Source organism: Streptomyces sp. yr375 (assembly GCF_900110755.1).
Lineage (GTDB): Bacteria > Actinomycetota > Actinomycetes > Streptomycetales > Streptomycetaceae > Streptomyces.
In genome coordinates this window covers 488,959-505,147 of the sequence record NZ_FOFF01000001.1, presented here as the reverse complement: position 1 = coordinate 505,147, position 16,189 = coordinate 488,959, and the positions used below count along the sequence as shown (strand labels likewise).

General features: G+C 73.5%; 9 protein-coding genes and 1 pseudogene. 8 read left to right on the top strand and 2 right to left on the bottom strand.

Going from position 1 to position 16,189, the window contains the following annotated elements; genetic code table 11:
* The first annotated feature begins 158 nt into the window (after positions 1-158).
* From lanKC to BMZ82_RS42605, 4 genes are all read left to right on the top strand, one after another.
* The gene (lanKC, locus tag BMZ82_RS02000; protein ID WP_093770903.1) at positions 159-2,777 is read left to right on the top strand and encodes a class III lanthionine synthetase LanKC; all 2,619 of its coding nucleotides are present in this window, start codon (positions 159-161) and stop codon (positions 2,775-2,777) included.
* A gap of 82 nt (positions 2,778-2,859) precedes the next feature.
* Positions 2,860-2,976, top strand: coding sequence for a SapB/AmfS family lanthipeptide (locus tag BMZ82_RS01995; RefSeq protein ID WP_054233519.1), 117 nt, complete (start codon positions 2,860-2,862; stop codon positions 2,974-2,976).
* A gap of 127 nt (positions 2,977-3,103) precedes the next feature.
* A complete protein-coding gene (locus BMZ82_RS01990) occupies positions 3,104-4,828 on the top strand; it encodes an ABC transporter ATP-binding protein (protein ID WP_256251708.1) in 1,725 nt (574 codons plus the stop codon).
* A gap of 22 nt (positions 4,829-4,850) precedes the next feature.
* Positions 4,851-6,977 carry an ATP-binding cassette domain-containing protein gene (locus BMZ82_RS42605; protein ID WP_371270897.1) on the top strand — a complete coding sequence of 709 codons (2,127 nt, stop codon included), beginning with the start codon at positions 4,851-4,853 and terminating at the stop codon, positions 6,975-6,977.
* Here BMZ82_RS42605 and BMZ82_RS01980 read toward each other — a convergent pair.
* Positions 6,900-7,475: pseudogene (locus BMZ82_RS01980) on the bottom strand (LuxR C-terminal-related transcriptional regulator); the annotation flags it as partial. The gene BMZ82_RS42605 and the pseudogene BMZ82_RS01980 overlap by 78 nt on opposite strands.
* A gap of 574 nt (positions 7,476-8,049) precedes the next feature.
* Between BMZ82_RS01980 and BMZ82_RS01975 the strand changes: the two are divergent.
* The gene (locus BMZ82_RS01975) at positions 8,050-10,146 is read left to right on the top strand and encodes a SpoIIE family protein phosphatase (protein ID WP_256251719.1); all 2,097 of its coding nucleotides are present in this window, start codon (positions 8,050-8,052) and stop codon (positions 10,144-10,146) included.
* Between the two features lie 158 nt (positions 10,147-10,304).
* Here the strand turns inward: BMZ82_RS01975 and BMZ82_RS01970 are convergent, their stop codons facing one another.
* A complete protein-coding gene (locus BMZ82_RS01970) occupies positions 10,305-11,765 on the bottom strand; it encodes a S1 family peptidase (RefSeq protein ID WP_093770895.1) in 1,461 nt (486 codons plus the stop codon).
* 1,092 nt (positions 11,766-12,857) lie between these two features.
* Here BMZ82_RS01970 and BMZ82_RS01960 point away from each other — a divergent pair.
* The 3 genes from BMZ82_RS01960 (at position 12,858) to BMZ82_RS01950 (ending at position 16,188) form a co-directional block, all read left to right on the top strand.
* Positions 12,858-13,073 (top strand): type A2 lantipeptide, encoded by a 216-nt coding sequence (locus BMZ82_RS01960; protein ID WP_093770891.1) that lies wholly within the window; start codon positions 12,858-12,860, stop codon positions 13,071-13,073.
* Positions 13,074-13,159: 86 nt separating this feature from the next.
* Positions 13,160-13,966 carry an HlyD family efflux transporter periplasmic adaptor subunit gene (locus BMZ82_RS01955; RefSeq protein WP_093770889.1) on the top strand — a complete coding sequence of 269 codons (807 nt, stop codon included), beginning with the start codon at positions 13,160-13,162 and terminating at the stop codon, positions 13,964-13,966.
* On the top strand, positions 13,963-16,188 hold the full coding sequence (locus BMZ82_RS01950) for an NHLP family bacteriocin export ABC transporter peptidase/permease/ATPase subunit (protein WP_093770887.1): 2,226 nt from the start codon (positions 13,963-13,965) through the stop codon (positions 16,186-16,188). Before BMZ82_RS01955 ends, BMZ82_RS01950 begins: the two co-directional genes overlap by 4 nt.
* The last annotated feature ends 1 nt before the right edge of the window (position 16,189 follow it).

The window sequence follows — 16,189 nt, the reverse complement described above, 5'->3', positions numbered from 1 at the left end:
TCGAGTGGAGATCGTGTGCAAGACGTGAAGGAAGGTGCTCGAAAGGGGCCGAACATGTCTTTACGCGTGCGTTTCGCACACTGATGTCGTGACAGGCGTGACTGTCCGCGCCCCTCGCCCGCTTGGGAGTCTCTTGGCCGGGCCAAGGAGGGGGACGCATGGACAAGCGGTACGAGGTGTACGCGCTGGCGGACGCGCACTTCTACGAGACGCCCGACCGGATGGGCACGGGCGGCGGCGCGCCGCTGTTCGACACGGCGCGCCGGCCGGTCCCCGAGGGCTGGGATTCGGCGCGCACCGGTGACTGGCTGACGCTCACCCCGCTCGCCGCCGACGGCTCCCCCGCCCCGGGTCCGGCCCAGGGCTGGAAGATCCACGCCTCGGCCACCCGGGCGAACGCGGACCGGATCGCGGCGATCGTGTGGGACTACTGCGTGCCGCGCCGCGTCCCGTTCAAGTTCGTGCCCGGCCCGCACCTGCTGCACCTGCGCAACACCAAGTACGCGGGCCGCGACGCCAGCGGCAAGTTCGTCACCGTCTACCCGTCCGACGACGAGCAACTGCACACGGTGCTGCGCGAGTTGGGCGCCCTGCTGGAGGGCTTCGAGGGCCCGTACATCCTGACCGACCTGCGCTGGCACGACGGCCCGCTCTACGTCCGCTACGGCGCGTTCGCGCGCCGGTACGTCGTCGACGAGCGCGGCTCGCTCGTGCCGGCGGTGCAGGACGGCGCGGGCACCCTGGTGCCGGACCGGCGGGCCCCGTCCTTCCAGGTCCCGGAGTGGGTGACGCTGCCCCCGTTCCTGGAGCCGCACCTCGCGTCGCGCAACACGACGACGGTGGGCGAACTGCCGTACCGCATCGAGAAGGCGCTGCACTTCTCCAACGGCGGCGGGGTGTACGCCGGCACCGACACCCGGGACGGGCGGCAGGTGGTCCTCAAGGAGGGGCGGCCGCACGCGGGACTGGCCTCCGACGGGGCGGACGCGATCACCCGGCTGGAGCGGGAGAAGCGGGCGCTGGAGGCGGTGGCGGGGACCGGGGTGGTGCCCGAGGTCCGGGACTGGTTCCTGCTCGGCGACCACCGCTTCCTCGTCATGGACTTCGTGGCGGGACGCCCGCTCAACTCGTTCTTCGCCGAACGGCACCCGTTGCTGTGCGCCGACCCCGACCCGGGGGCCGTCGCCGCGTACACGGCGTGGGCGGTGCGCGTCCACCGGGCGGTGGAGCGGGCGGTGGAGAAGGTGCACGCGTGCGGGATCGTCTTCAACGACCTGCATGTCTTCAACATCATGGTCGCGCCCGACGAGGAGTCGGTGTACCTGATCGACTTCGAGGCGGCGGCCCCGGCCGAGGAGAACGGCCGGCAGGTCGTCGCGCACCCCGGCTTCTTCGCGCCGCCCGACCGCCGGGGCGTCGACGTCGACCGCTACGCCCTGGCGTGCTTACGGCTCGCCCTGTTCCTGCCCGTGACCACGCTGTTCGTGGTCGACCGGGGCAAGGCGGCCCATCTCGCCGAGGTGATCGCGCGGCAATTCCCGGACGTGCCCCGGGAGTTCCTGGACGACGCCGTCGCGGAGATCACCCGCGACACCGCCCACGGCGGGCCGCCGGTGCGGGGTGCGCGCGTCCCGTCGGCGCCCGCCTTCCGGGTGGAGCCCGGGGACTGGCCGCACAGCCGGGACTCGATGGTCAAGGCGATCCTCGCGTCGGCGAGCCCGGAGCGCGACGACCGGCTCTTCCCGGGGGACGTCGCCCAGTTCTCCGACGGCGGCGGCCTCGGTCTCGCGCACGGCGCGGCCGGCGTGCTGTACGCGCTGGCGGCGACCGGCGCCGAGCGCTACGACGAGGGCGAGCGCTGGCTCCTCGACCACACCGCCCCGGCCCCGACGGGCACCCCGCTCGGCCTGTACGACGGCCTCGCGGGCGTCGCCCACGTCCTGGACCTGCTCGGGTACCGGCAGCGGGCCTTTGACCTGGTCGACGGCATCCTGCGCGAGCGGTGGCAGCACCTCTCTTCCGGCCTGCACGGGGGTCTGGCCGGACTGGGGCTCGTCCTCGGCGAACTGGCGCGCAGGACCGGCGAGTCGGAGCTGCGCGAGCGGGCCGCCGAGGCCGCCGACATCGTCGTACGCCGACTCGCCGAACCGGTGCCGGACGCGCCGCGGCGGCGGGCCGGGCTGCTGCGGGGAGCGAGCGGGCCCGCGCTGTTCCTGCTCCGGCAGTACGAACTGACCGGTGAGCAGGGGCTGTTGGAGGCGGCGGGGGTCGCGCTGCGCCAGGACCTGGCGGCCTGTGTGGAGCGCGACGGGGGTTCGCTGGAGGTCGACGAGGGATGGCGGACCCTGCCGTATCTCGGGGACGGGAGCGTGGGGGTCGGGGCGGTCCTCGACGACCACCTGGCCCATGTCCCGGACCCCGGCGGGGAGTTCGAGCGGGCCCGGGCCGGCATCCTGATCGCCGCCACCTCCCGCTTCTACGCGCAGCCCGGTCTCTTCCAGGGCCGCGCCGGGATGATCCTGCACCTCGCCCGCACCACCGCGCCGGGCGCGACACCGGCCCGGCTCGCCGAACAGATCGCCGCCCTGGGCTGGTTCGCGATGCCCTATCAGGGCCAACTCGCCTTCCCCGGACACCAGATGATGCGGCTGTCCATGGACCTCGGCACCGGCACGGCGGGCTGTCTGCTCGCCCTCGCCGCCGCTCTCGACCCGGACGGCGCGGGCACCACCGCGCACCTGCCGTTCCTCCCGCCGCCGCACCGGCGGCCCTCATGACGCGGCTCCGCCACACCTGACGGAGTCGTGACGCAACCCCGTCCCCACGGGACAACACGGAAAAACGACGAAAGGACACACCATGGCCCTGCTCGACCTGCAGACGATGGAATCCGACGAGCACACCGGGGGCGGCGGCAACAGCACCGTCAGCCTGCTCTCCTGCATCAGCGCGGCGAGCGTTCTGCTCTGTCTCTGATCTCTCCGCCGTACTGAACGCTCCGGGCGGTCCACTCCTCAGGGGGGAGAGGGACCGCCCGGAGTCCGGCCGCCCGGGAAACCACGAAGTGCGCCCGGAAACCACGAAGTGCGGGAGCAGGATGCGGATGGACCGGACGAAGACGGACCGGACGACCGGTGAGCTGCTCGGCGCCGCCGCCCGGCACAGTCGCGCGCGCTGTGTCGCGCTGTGTCTGGTGGGCGTGGCGGGGACGGGCGCCGGACTGCTGCTGCCCGCCGCCCTCGGCCGGGCCCTGGACCTGCTGCTCGCCCACGCCCCGCCGACCCGCTGGGTGCTGTACTGCGCGGCCCTCGTGATGCTGCTGACCCTGCTCGACGCCTGCGAGACCGTCCTCGCCGCCACCCTCGACGCCCGGACCACCGCCTTCCTGCGCCGCCGGATCACCGGCCATGTCCTGGCCGTCGGCCCACGGGCCACCGCCCGCTTCGGCGCCGGGGACCTCGTCGCGCGGGTCGTCGGCAACGCCGCCCAGGCCGGCGCGGCGCCGGGTGCCCGCGCCGCGCTCCTGGCCGCGCTCGCCGGACCGGTCGGCGCGGTGGTGGCGCTGGCCCTGATCGACCCGTGGCTCGTGGTCGTCCTGCTGACCGGCGCCCCGGCCCTGACCGTGCTGCTGCGCTCCCTCGCCCGGGACACCTCGGCGTGCGTGGCGGACTACCAGCGGGCGCAGGGGCGCATCGCCGCCGCGCTCGCGCAGGCGATCGGCGGTGCCCGGACGATCCGCGCGGCCGGGACGGCGGACCGGGACACGGCGCGGATCCTGCGGCCGCTGCCCGAGCTGTCCCGGGCGGGCCTGCGCATGTGGCGGGTCCAGGGCCGGGCCGCCGCGCAGGCCGTCGCGGTCGCGCCGCTGCTGCAACTCGGGGTGGTCGCCGTGGCGGGGCTGCTGCTCACCCGGCACCGGCTGTCGCCGGGCGACGTCCTCGCCGCCTCGCGCTACGCGGTCCTCGCCACCGGTGTCGGCATGCTGGTCGGACAGCTCTCCGGGCTGGTCCGGGCCCGGACGGCCGCCGCCCGCCTGGGCGAGATCCGCACCGAACCCGTTCCGGTCCACGGCGACCGCCGTCTCCCGCCGGACGGCCCTGGACGGCTGGAGCTGCGCGGGGTGACCGCCCGGCGCGGGGAGCGCGCGGTGCTGGACGGCGTCGACCTGGTCGTACCGGGCGGGACGACGCTGGCCCTGGTCGGCCGCTCGGGCGCGGGCAAGTCGCTGCTGGCCGCGCTGGCGGGCCGGCTCGCCGACCCGGACGCCGGGCAGGTGCTGCTGGACGGCGTCCCGCTGCCCGCCCTCTCCCGGGCCGAGCTGCGCGCGGCGATCGCCCAGGCCTTCGACCGCCCCGCCCTGCTGGGCACGACCATCGAGGACACGATCGCCCTGGGTCCCGACGCCTCCCGCCCCTCCCCCGCCCGGGTCCGCGAGGCCGCCCGCACGGCCCGCGCCGACGACTTCGTCCGCCGCCTCCCGGACGGCTACGCCACCCCCTGCGCGCACGCCCCGCACTCCGGCGGCGAGGCCCAACGCCTGGGCCTGGCCCGCGCGTTCGCCCACGGCGGCCGACTCCTCGTCCTGGACGACGCCCTCTCCAGCCTCGACACGGTGACGGAACACCAGATCACCGAGGCCGTCCTCGGCGGCCCCGCGCCCGGCACCCGGCTGCTGGTCGCCCACCGCGCCACGACAGCCGCCCGCGCCGACGCCGTGGCCTGGCTGGACGGGGGCCGCGTACGGGCGCTCGGAACGCACCGGGAACTGTGGCGAATCCCGGAGTACCGAGCGGTGTTCGGAGCGGCGGCGGGGGCGGGGCGTGAGTAGCCTGCGGCGCGGGGGGCGCTTCTTGCTCGACCGCCGGTGGGTCGTGGCGCGGCTCGCGGGCTGGTCGGTGCTGGAGACCGGGCAGAGCTTCCTGCTCGGCTACGCCCTGGCGCGGGCGCTGGACGACGGGTTCCTCGCCGGACGGGCCGGGGTGGGGCTCGGGTGGCTCGCGGTGGCCGGACTCGGAGTGCTCGTGGGGGCGTACGGCACCGGACGGGTGTACGGGGCGCTCGCCGCGCTGGTGGAACCGCTCCGGGACCGGCTCGTCACCCGGGTGGTGGAGCGGGGCGTGCGGGAGGCGGACGGCGAGGCGTTGTCGGGGCTCACCCAGCAGGTGGAGATCGCCCGGGACGCCTTCGCGGGGCTGGTGATGGTCTCGCGCTCGTTCGTGTTCACGTCCGTGGGCGCGCTGATCGGTCTGGGCTCGCTCGCGCCGCCGCTGCTCCTGCTCGTCGCCCCGCCGCTGGCCGCCGGGGTGGGCCTGTTCGCGGTGACGCTGCGTCCGCTGGCGCGGCGCCAGGAGGCGTTCCTCGCCGCCGACGAGGCGCTGGCGGGGAGCCTGCGCGTCGTCTGTGCGGGGCTGCGGGACGTCACGGCGGCGGGCGCGGAGGACCGGGTCGCCGCGGACACCGGCGCGCTCGTCGACGCCGAGCTGCGGGCGGCCCGCGCACTGGCCCACTGGGGCGTGGCCCGCGTGGCCTGCCTCGCGCTGGGCGGCCACCTGCCGCTGGTCCTGCTTCTCGCCGGCGCCCCCTGGCTCCTGGCCCACGACGTCACCCCCGGCGCCCTGGTCGCCGCCTTCGCCTACCTCACCCAGTCCCTCCTCCCAGCCCTGACCGCCCTCATCCACGGCCTGGGCACCAGCGGCTCCCGCCTGACGATCGTCCTACGACGACTTGCTCCGCGGGGTGAGGGGGGTGAGGCGAGCGATGCGGGTGAGGGGGGCGATGCGGGTGCGACGGGTGAGGCAGGAGGGGCGGGCCGGCCAGGTTGCCTTCCGGCCGACGGCCCGGGCGAGGCAGCGGCAGCGGCGGCCTGGCGCCGGGACCCGGACGGAACACCGGCACCACGTCCAGGCACCGAGCCGGTCGAGCTGTTCGGGCCGACAGGCCCAATGGTGCCGACGGGGCCGACGGGGCCGAGCAATACGTCCGGGTATCCGCCCTCTCCCCCTCCCCCTCCCACTCCCCCTGTCCCCACCTTCCCCGCGACCCCGCCGAGCCCCGCGCTCTCCGCGCCGCCCGCCCTCTCCCTGACGTCCCTCACCTTCGCCTACGGTCCCGCCTCCGCGCCCGTCGTCGACGACCTCACGCTCGCCCTGCCCGTCGGGGGCCACCTGGCCGTCGTAGGCCCGAGCGGGGTCGGGAAGTCGACGTTGACCGGGCTGGTCGCCGGGCTGCTGGTGCCGGGGCGCGGGGAGATACGGATCTGCGGCCGGCCGGTGCCGGGAGGGGCCGCCGCCGCGCAGCGCGTGCTCATCCCGCAGGAGGCGTACGTGTTCGGCGGCACCCTCGGCGAGAACCTCGCGCACCTGCGGCCGGACCCCGTCCCCGAGGAGGAACTGCTCGCCGCGGCCGAGGCGGTCGGGCTGGCCCCGCTGCTCGACACGCTGGGCGGACCCGGTGCCGCGGTGGACCCGGCGGCGCTGTCGGCCGGTGAGCGCCAGTTGATCGCGCTCACGCGCGCGTACCTGTCGTCCGCTCCGCTCGCCCTCCTCGACGAGGCGACCTGCCACCTGGACCCGGAGGCGGAGGCACGCGCCGAGCGGGCCTTCGCGGCGCGGCCGGGCGGCACCCTGGTCGTGGTGGCCCACCGCATCAGCTCGGCCCGGCGGGCGGGCCGGGTGCTGGTCATGGACGGGCCGCGTACGGCGTACGGGACGCACGACGAGTTGGTGCGGCGCTCGCCCCTCTACCGCGATCTCGTCGGCGGCTGGGCAGCCGGGGAAAAGTGGGCAGCCGACGAGGCCGGTGCGGCCGGGGACGGCTCACAGCCAGCCCTGGCCCTGCGAGATGCGGATGGCGTCGACGCGGTTGCGGGCGCCGGTCTTGCGGGTGATCGCCGCCATGTAGTTGCGCACGGTCCCGTGGGACAGGTGCAGGCTCCCGGCGATCTCCGCGATGGAGGCGCCCTCGGCGGCGAGGGTTAACACGCTGAGCTCCCGGCGGGTCAGCGGCATCTCGGCGGCCTTGAGGAAACCGAAGCCCAGGGACTCACTGACGAAACGTTCCCCCTGGGCGACCTTGCGGATGCCGTGCAGCAGGTGTTCCGGACTGCCCGCCTTGTCGACGTAGCCGAGCGCGCCCGCCTCCAGGGCGCGTTTCAGCAGGCCCGGTCTGTTCGCACCGGCAAGGACGAGCAGCCGCGGCGATGGCGGTCCGCCGCGCGGGCACAGGTCGCCCAGGGGCGGGATGCCGTACGTGTCGGAGCAGTCGAGATCCGCCGCGCACACGTCCGGCCGCACCGTCCCGACGCGGCCGGCCGCGCTGCGCCACGGCACGTCGTCCACCCTCAGGTCGGGTTCCCGGGACAGCCACTGCGCGAGGACCGATCTGACCAGACACGTGTCATGCACCAGAAGAACCCGGATCACTGCCGTCCCTTCACCCCGTCGTACGCCGGTTCGTGGTCTTGAGCGCGTGCCCATTCTTGGGCTCCGGGACCGTTTCTGAGCGCGAAGATCCGGCCATCAAGGGGCGCGGGGGCGCACGCGGGGCGCTCGTACGCCGTCGCGCGCTTCGGCGGAGGGGGCGGGGCGGGGGCATGGCGGATGACCCACCGGGGTACACGGCGGCTCTCGGGCGAACCCACCGCTCGCCGTGCGCGTCGCGCCGCCAGAGGGCAGATTTGGTTCCGCCGGACCCGGCCCGGAGCCGTGGCGTCCGGTACGTACAGGTGAGTCCGAGCCGGTGAACCCCGCGTCCCGGGGTGACCCGTAGACCCGCCCTTGGGAGGTGGTCGCCGTGCCCGAGCAGACGTCCGGGCAGGCCCAGGCCGCCGGACAGTCCCAGGCGGTCGGGCAAGCGCCGACGGCCGGGAAAGCCCCGTCGGCCGGACGCTCGCCAGCCGCCGGACAGACCCAGCCCCCCGAACAAGCCCAGCCCGCCGAACAAGCCCCGACGACCGAGCAGCCCCCGACACCCGTAGGGGCACCGACGTCCGAGCAGGCCCCGGCGTCCGTAGGCGCACCGGCGGCCGCAGGCGCACCGGTTGATCGGCCACTGCTCTCGCTGGCGTTGACGTCGATGATGGATGCCGTCGAGGCGCATTCCGGGGGTGTTTATCTGCTTCCGGGTGGTGGGGCGGTGTTGGAGATGGCGGTGGTGGCCGGGCTGCCCCGGTCGTTCGCGGCGCCGTGGGAGCGGGTCGGGCTGAACGCGCCGATTCCGGTCGCCGAGGCGGTGCGTGAGCGGCGGCTGGTGTGGGTGGGCGGCGAGGAGGACATGGCCCTGCACTATCCGCGGATCGCGGTCGTCCTGCCGTACCCCTTCGCGCTGGCAGCGCTGCCGGTGGCGACCGCGTCCCGGGTGTACGGCGCGGTCTACGTCACCTGGCCCGGCTCGCACCCGCCGGAGCTGTCCGACCGGGAGCGCCGGGAGCTGACGACGGCCTGCGACCGGCTCGCGCTGCGGCTGGAGCGGGCCGCGGCGCAGAACCGTTCGGTGCGGGCCGAGTCCGATCTGCTGGACACGGGCCCGCTGGGCGGTGTCTCCGACACGCTCGGCACGCTGGAAGCGGCCCGGATGGTGGCCCGGCTGCCGTACGGGCTGTGCTCGCTGGACCTCAGCGGGCGGGTCGGCTTCGCCAACGCCGCCGCGTCCGAGCTGCTCGACGTCCCGGTGCGGACGCTGCTCGGCTCGCAACTGTGGGCGGCCGTGCCGTGGCTGAACGACCCCGTCTACGAGGAGCGCTACCGGGCCGCGCTGATCAGTCAGCACGCCACCTCGTTCGTGGCGCTGCGCCCGCCCGCCGAGTGGCTGTCGTTCCGGCTGTACCCGAGCACCACGGGCCTCACCGTGCGGATCAGCCGGGCCCGTGCGGTGTCGGAGATGAGCCCGTCCGAGGCCCGGGCCGGGGACGCGCCGACCCGGCTCGTGTCCATGTCGCAGGCGCTGAGTCTGGCCGGGGCGCTCACCGAGACGGTGAGCGTGCACGACGTGGTGGGGCTGGTCGCGGAAGAGATCGCGCCGGCGGTGGGCAGTGAGGCCCTGATGCTGCTCGGCGCGCAGGCCGGCCGGCTGCACGTGCTCGGACAGCACGGGTATCCCGACCCGCACACCGCGGAGCGGTTCGACGGGATGCCGCTGTCCGCCCCGACACCGGGCGCGCGGGCCGTGGCGCACGGCGTCCCGGCGTTCTTCGACTCCCGGCAGCAGTTGGAGCACCTCTATCCGGCCCTGCGGTCCACCCCGGACGGCTTCGCCGCCTGGGCGTTCCTGCCGCTGATCGCCTCCGGCCGCCCGGTGGGCGCGTGTGTGCTGGCCTACTCCGCGCCCCACCGCTTCTCCACGCACGAGCGCGCGGTGCTGACCAGCCTGGCCGGGCTGATCGCACAGGCCCTGGACCGGGCCCTGCTGTACGACGTCAAACACCAGTTGGCGCACGGGCTCCAGGCGGCGCTGCTGCCGCCGTCGCTGCCGTCGCTGCCCGGCATCGAGGCGACCGCCCGCTATCTGCCCGCCACCCGGGGCATGGAGATCGGCGGGGACTTCTACGACCTGGTGCCCTCGCCGCCGCTCGCCGCGGCCGTGATCGGGGACGTGCAGGGGCACAACGTGACCGCGGCCGGACTGATGGGGCAGATCCGCACCGCCGTGCGCGCCTACACGACGGTCGGGCAGGAGCCCGCGGAGGTCATGCGCAGCACCAACCGGCTGCTGATCGACCTCGGCTCCGAACTGTTCGCCAGTTGTCTGTACCTGCGGCTGGACCCGGTCCACGGGCGGGCGGTGATGGCCCGGGCCGGGCATCCCCCGCCGCTGCTGCGCCGGGCGGACGGCCGGGTGCGCGTCCTGGACCTCGCGGGCGGCCCGCTGCTGGGCATCGACGCCTCGGCGACGTATCCGACGACGGAGGTCGAACTCACCCCCGGCTGTGTCCTCGCCCTCTACACGGACGGGCTGATCGAGACGCCGGGAGTGGACATCGAGGACGCGATCGCCGACCTGGGACGGCGGCTCGGCGAGGCCGGCGACCGGCCGCTGGAGGAGCTGGCCGACGAGTTGGTGGGGCACTACGCGACGGCGGAGGAGCGCATCGACGACGTGGCGCTGCTGTTGCTGCGGGCGGGGACGGCTCCGGACGGCGGCCACGGCTGACCCGGTGCCGCCCTCGCCGGACACGTGAACGGTCCGACCCCCGCCGGAGGATCGGACCGTTCATGTGTTCATGTGTTCATGTACTGCGTTGTCGGCTGTCAGTCAGTCACCGCGGTGTGGATCGGTGCGGTGACCGACTCGGCCGGTGCGGTGCGGTGTCAGTGCGACTCGGTCAGGCCCGAGCCGTCTTCCAGGCCGTTGCCGTTCTGGTTCTGCTCCTGGCCCTGGTTCTGCTCCTGACCCTGGTTCTGCTCCTGACCCTGCTCCTGGCCCTGGTTCTGCGCCTGACCGCCGTTCACGGCCTCGCCCTGGCCGGCGTTGGCGGCCTGCTCCTCGCCACCGTTCTGGTCCTGGCCACCGTTGGCAGCCTCGCCCTGGCCCGCGTTGGCAGCCTGCTCCTCGCCACCGTTGCCGGCCTGGTCCTGGCCGCCGTTGGCCGCCTGGCCGCCGTTGGCCGCCTGGTCGCCGCCGACCGCGTCACCGGCACCGATGCCGCCGCCGTCGCCGAGGGTCGCGCCGACCGCCGCCAGCGCGGTGGTCACCGGCTGGAAGAAGGTCTCGCCGCCGACGGTGCAGTCGCCGGAGCCGCCCGAGGTCAGGCCGACCGCCTGGCCGTCCTGGGTGAAGAGCGAGCCGCCGCTGTCGCCGGGCTCGGCGCAGACATCGGTCTGGATGAGGCCCGTGACCGTGCCCTCGGGGTAGTTCACGGTGGCGTCGAGGGCGAGGACCTGACCGTCGTTGAGACCGGTGGTGCTGCCCATCCGGAAGACCTGCGTGCCGACCGTCGCATCGGCGGCCTGGGAGATCGCAACGGTCTGCTGGCCGGTGTTGACCTCGCTCGGCGCCTGCGTGTTCGGGTCGTCGTACTTCACAAGCGCGAAGTCGCCGTCACCCGGGAACGTCGCCTGGTCGACCGTGGCGATGGGCTGGCCGGTCTCGGAGTCGGACCACTGCTTGGCCGCGACCCCGCAGTGACCGGCCGTCAGGAAGGCCGGGGAGCCGTCACCGGCGGTCACGTTGAAGCCGAGGGAGCAGCGCGCGTCGCCGCCGAATATCGCGTCGCCGCCGGAGACGAGGGGCTTGAGGGTGCCGGCCGACTTCTTGATGGTGGCCATGCCCGAGCCGAGGGTCTTGACCGTCGAGTCGATCTGGTCCCACTTGGAGCCGGTGACCGTGGCGTCGGCGGTCACGAGGATCTTGTTCGTCTTGGGGTCGACGGCCCAGGAAGTGCCCGGGATGGTCGCCTTGGTCTTCAGCGTCTTGGCCGCGGCCTCGAGCTCGGCCTTGCTGTTCTGGACCTCGCGGACCTTCGCGCCCGCCTTCTGCGCCTGCACGATGACGTTGTTGTCGTCGCCGGAGACGTTCACGACGTTGACGACCAACTGCTTGTCGTCGGAGTCGTAGTACGAGCCGGCGAAGGCGTCACCGAGCAGCTCGGCGAGCTGGGAGGCGAGGTCCGAGGCGTCGCCCGACTTCAGGGTCTTCACCGTTGCGGCGTTGTTGGAGCCGCCGTCCTGGGAGGCGTTCGCCTGAGGAAGCAGGATGGCCGCCGCTCCGAGCGCGGCCACACCGCCAGCCGCGATGATGGCCTTACGCTTCGTAACTCGCTTGTGACTCAAAAAACTCGACCTCCTGGGGGACGGGGTCTGGCTGCCGGGGTTCGGCAGCTCCGTACAGCGGCGCCTGGTTGGCCATGAGTACGCAGGGGTCTCGGGATGTGTTCAATCGCGTTTGCCAACTTCCTTTGCTAAACCCTGAATCGGCCATGACCTGGCCACGGCTTCGGCGCTCGGAAGCAATCGCCCATATGCCGATGACGACCGCCGAAGCCGACAAGATCCCTTCCGGCGACTTCGCCCCCCCCCCCCCCCCCCCCCCCCCCCCCCCCCCCCCCCCCCCCCCCCCCCCCCCCCCCCCCGCGCGCCCACTCCGCACCTGTCCGCCGAGACCCCGACGCGGACCGCACGATTCCGCGTGCCCGCTGGTCACAGGGGTCGACACGGGAGGGCGAGGGGCTCCCGGGGCGGGCGGTGACGACGGCCCCGGAGACCGCCGCCACGTGCGCCCTGTCGACCACCCGGGGCCCGCGAACCGACGCGGACGGCACGGCGGTCGACTTGGTTCCGGCGTTCGATGGCCGGTTCGGTTGTCCTGATCCCATCGATCCGATCCCCATCAGATCCATCCGATCGATCCCCGCGATCCCATCGATCCGATCGGTACCGACGACGACACCCGGCCGGACGATCCCCAATTGGCACCGTTCGTAGCCGGTCGGCGACGATGCGTTGAGATCGGGGGCCGGAATCCCGGCTTCAGGGAATCTGCACACCGCATGCCCGAGCAGGTCACCGTGCGCGAGGTTTCTGCACAACTCGGGGGCGTCGGCGGTGCCGTTGGGGCAGGAGTGTCGGATTCGCCGCGAGGGCGCAGGACGCTCATCCGAGCGAATCCCGGCCGAGGTGTGAAGGAGTCGCCGACAAGGCGTGGGCGAGCCAGCACCGTTTGACGTTCCCGTGACGCAACTTCCCAGGTGGGACCGGGGATTGAGTGGCTGCGCCGACCGCATACCTGCTTTGATCCAACGCATCGCAGGGGCCGAACCGCTTCCGGAAACGGGAGTTCGGCACCGGCGGCCGCGGCCGTCATCTGTCCCCAGAGGGGGCCGCTCCCCCCCTTATTGAGATATCCATGTGAAGGGAAGTTCCTCCATGAACTCCACCCCCCAGGTTGAGACCGTCGAGATCTCCGACGCCGAGCTGGACAACGTCTCCGGCGGTCTGTCCCTGAACGCCCTCAACACCGTCACCGGTGTCGTGGACGGCATCGCCCCGGTCTCCGGCCTGGTCAACACGGTCGTCGGTACGGTCGAGGGCGTCACCGGCCTCAGCACCGCCCCGGTCACCAACCTGGTCGCCGGTCTCTGATCGCGCCCTTGTGACACCGATGAGTCCCGGAGCCGGCACCCGGCTCCGGGGCTCTTCGGCACCCTGAACCTCCCGAGGGAAGTCCCGTGCAGTTCCGCCAACAGGCCCTCGCCAAGCTCCAGTCACCGGAGGAACTCGACCTGCCGGTGCGTTTCGCGCGCCCGCAGGGCTGGCTGGTGCTGTCCGTGACCGTGGTCGTCATGGCGGCGGCGTCCGTGTGGGCGGTGACCGGCTCGGTCACGTCCACGGTGAACGCGCCCGCCGTCCTCACCCACGGCGAGGGCAGCTACATCCTCCAGAGCCCCGCAGCGGGCCAGGTCACCGCGGTCCTCGCGAAGGAGGGCCAGCGGCTGCCGGCCGACTCCCCGGTGCTGAAGGTGCGCACGGCCGGGGGCGACGCCGTGGTGCGCACGGTCGCCGCGGGCCGCATCACCGCGCTCGCCGCCACCATCGGGCAGATCATCGCCACCGGCGCGAACGTCGCCGCCGTGGAGAAGGTCGCCAGCCCCGACGACCCGCTGTACGCCACGGTGTACGTCCCGGCGCAGAACGCGGGCTCCATCGCGGCCGGCGCCGCCGTCGACCTGACCGTGCAGACCGTGCCGTCCCAGCAGTACGGCGTGCTGCGCGGCAAGGTGAAGTCGGTGGACCGTACGGCCCAGTCGGCGCAGCAGATCGCCGCGTTCCTCGGGGACAGCCAGTTGGGCGAGCAGTTCACGAAGGAGGGCCGCCCGGTGGCGGTCCTGGTCCGGCTCGGCACGTCCTCGGCGACGAAGAGCGGCTACCGGTGGTCGTCCGCCGAGGGGCCGCCGTACGCGCTGACCTCCATGACCATGGCCACGGGTTCGATCCGGCTGGCCGACCAGCGTCCCGTCGACTGGCTGCTCCCGTGAGCGCCGCCGAGGAGACCCGCAGCCGGCGGCGGGCCGCCCCGCCGCCGCGGCGCACGCTCCCCAAGAGCCGGGTGAAGACCGTGCGCACGCCCACCGTCCTCCAGATGGAGGCCGTGGAGTGCGGGGCCGCCTCGCTCGCGATGGTCCTCGGCCACTACGGCCGGCACATCCCGCTGGAGGAGCTGCGCATCGCGTGCGGTGTCTCCCGCGACGGCTCGCGCGCCAGCAACCTCCTGAAGGCGGCCCGCAGTTACGGCCTCACGGCCAAGGGCATGCAGATGGACCTGGCGGCCCTCGCCCAGGTGAAGTCGCCCGCGATCCTGTTCTGGGAGTTCAACCACTACGTCGTCTACGAGGGGCTGGGCCGGCGCTTCGGCCGCCGGGGCGTGTTCATCAACGACCCCGGCAAGGGGCGGCGGTTCGTGCCGACGGAGGACTTCGACGGCAGCTTCACCGGTGTCGTGCTGGTGCTGGAGCCGGGCGAGGACTTCGAGCGGGGCGGGCGCAAGCCGGGGGTGCTGGGCGCGATGCCGGCCCGGCTGCGCGGCACCGCGGGCACCATGCTGGCGGCGGTGCTGGCGAGTCTGCTGCTGGTACTGGTGGGCGCGGCGGTGCCCGCGCTCAGCCGGACCTACATCGACATGTTCCTGATCGGGGGTCAGACGTCCTTGCTGGCCGTGCTGTTCGCGTCGATGGGCACGTGTGTGGCGCTCACGGTCGCGCTCACCTGGCTCCAGCAGGCCAACCTGCACCACGGCCGGATCATCTCCTCGACGCTCTCCAGCGCCCGTTTCCTGCGCCATCTGCTGCGGCTGCCGGTGACCTTCTTCTCGCAGCGCAGCCCGGCCGACCTCGTCCAGCGCCTCCAGTCCAACGACGCGGTCGCCGAGACCCTCGCCCGTGACCTCGCGTCGGCGGGCGTGGACGCGATCGTCGTCGTCCTGTACGCGGTCCTCCTCTACACGTACGACCCGCAGTTGACGTATGTCGGTATCGGGGTGGCGCTGCTGAACATCGTCGCGATGCGGATCGTCATCCGGATGCGGGCGACCCGGACGGCGAAGCTGCGCGCGGACAGCGCGCGGCTGACCAACACGGCTTACACCGGGCTGCAGTTGATCGAGACGATGAAGGCGACCGGCGGCGAGGACGGCTACTTCCGCAAGTGGGCGGGGCAGCACGCCACCACGCTGGAGGAGCAGCAGCGGCTGGGGGTGCCGAGCGCCTGGCTGGGGGTGGTCGCGCCGACGCTCGCCTCGCTCAACAGCGCGCTCATCCTGTGGATCGGCGGCATGCGGGCGATCGAGGGCCATATCTCGGTGGGCCTGCTGGTCGCCTTCCAGGCGCTGGTCACCCGGTTCACAGCCCCGCTGACCCGGCTGAACGGCGTGGCGGGGCGGATCCAGGACTTCGCGGCGGACGTGGCCCGGCTGAAGGACGTGGAGAACTTCCGCGCCGATCCGCTCTACGACCGCCGCTCCGGCGACGACTCCACGCGCCGGCTTCAGGGTCATGTCGAGCTGGAGAACATCACCTTCGGCTACAGCCCGCTGGACAAGCCACTGTTGACCGGTTTCGACCTGACCGTCGGCCCGGGGCGGCAGGTGGCGCTGGTCGGCGGTTCGGGCAGCGGCAAATCGACGGTGTCCCGGCTGATCTCGGGCCTGTACACGCCCTGGGAGGGCACGATCCGGATCGACGGGCAGCGCCTGGAGGACATTCCGCGCGGGGCGCTGGCGTCCTCGGTGTCCTTCGTCGACCAGGAGGTGTTCCTGTTCGAGGGCTCGGTGCGCGACAACGTCGCGCTGTGGGACCCGTCGATCCCGGACGACGCCGTCGTCGACGCGCTGCGGGACGCGGCGCTGTACGACGTCGTCGTGCGCCGGCCCGGCGGCATCCACAGCAGGGTCGAGCAGGACGGCCGCAACTTCTCCGGCGGGCAGCGTCAACGCCTGGAGATCGCGCGGGCGTTGGTGCGTCGGCCGAGCATCCTGGTGCTCGACGAGGTGACCAGCGCGCTGGACGCGGAGACCGAGCAGTTGGTGATGGACAGCCTGCGTCGGCGCGGCTGCGCGTGCGTGGTGATCGCGCACCGGCTGAGCACGGTGCGCGACAGCGACGAGATCGTCGTGCTCCAGCACGGCACGGTCGTGGAGCGCGGGCGGCACGAGGAGTTGGTGGCGCGCGGCGGCTCGTACGCGGCGCTGGTCAGGGAGCGTTGAG

Excerpts from the sequence above, each read along its gene's own strand:
- lanKC (WP_093770903.1), top strand. The coding sequence starts at position 159 with ATGGACAAGCGGTACGAGGTGTACGCGCTGGCGGACGCGCACTTCTAC.
- BMZ82_RS01995 (WP_054233519.1), top strand. The coding sequence starts at position 2,860 with ATGGCCCTGCTCGACCTGCAGACGATGGAATCCGACGAGCACACCGGG.
- BMZ82_RS01960 (WP_093770891.1), top strand. The coding sequence starts at position 12,858 with ATGAACTCCACCCCCCAGGTTGAGACCGTCGAGATCTCCGACGCCGAG.
- BMZ82_RS01990 (WP_256251708.1), top strand. The coding sequence starts at position 3,104 with ATGGACCGGACGAAGACGGACCGGACGACCGGTGAGCTGCTCGGCGCC.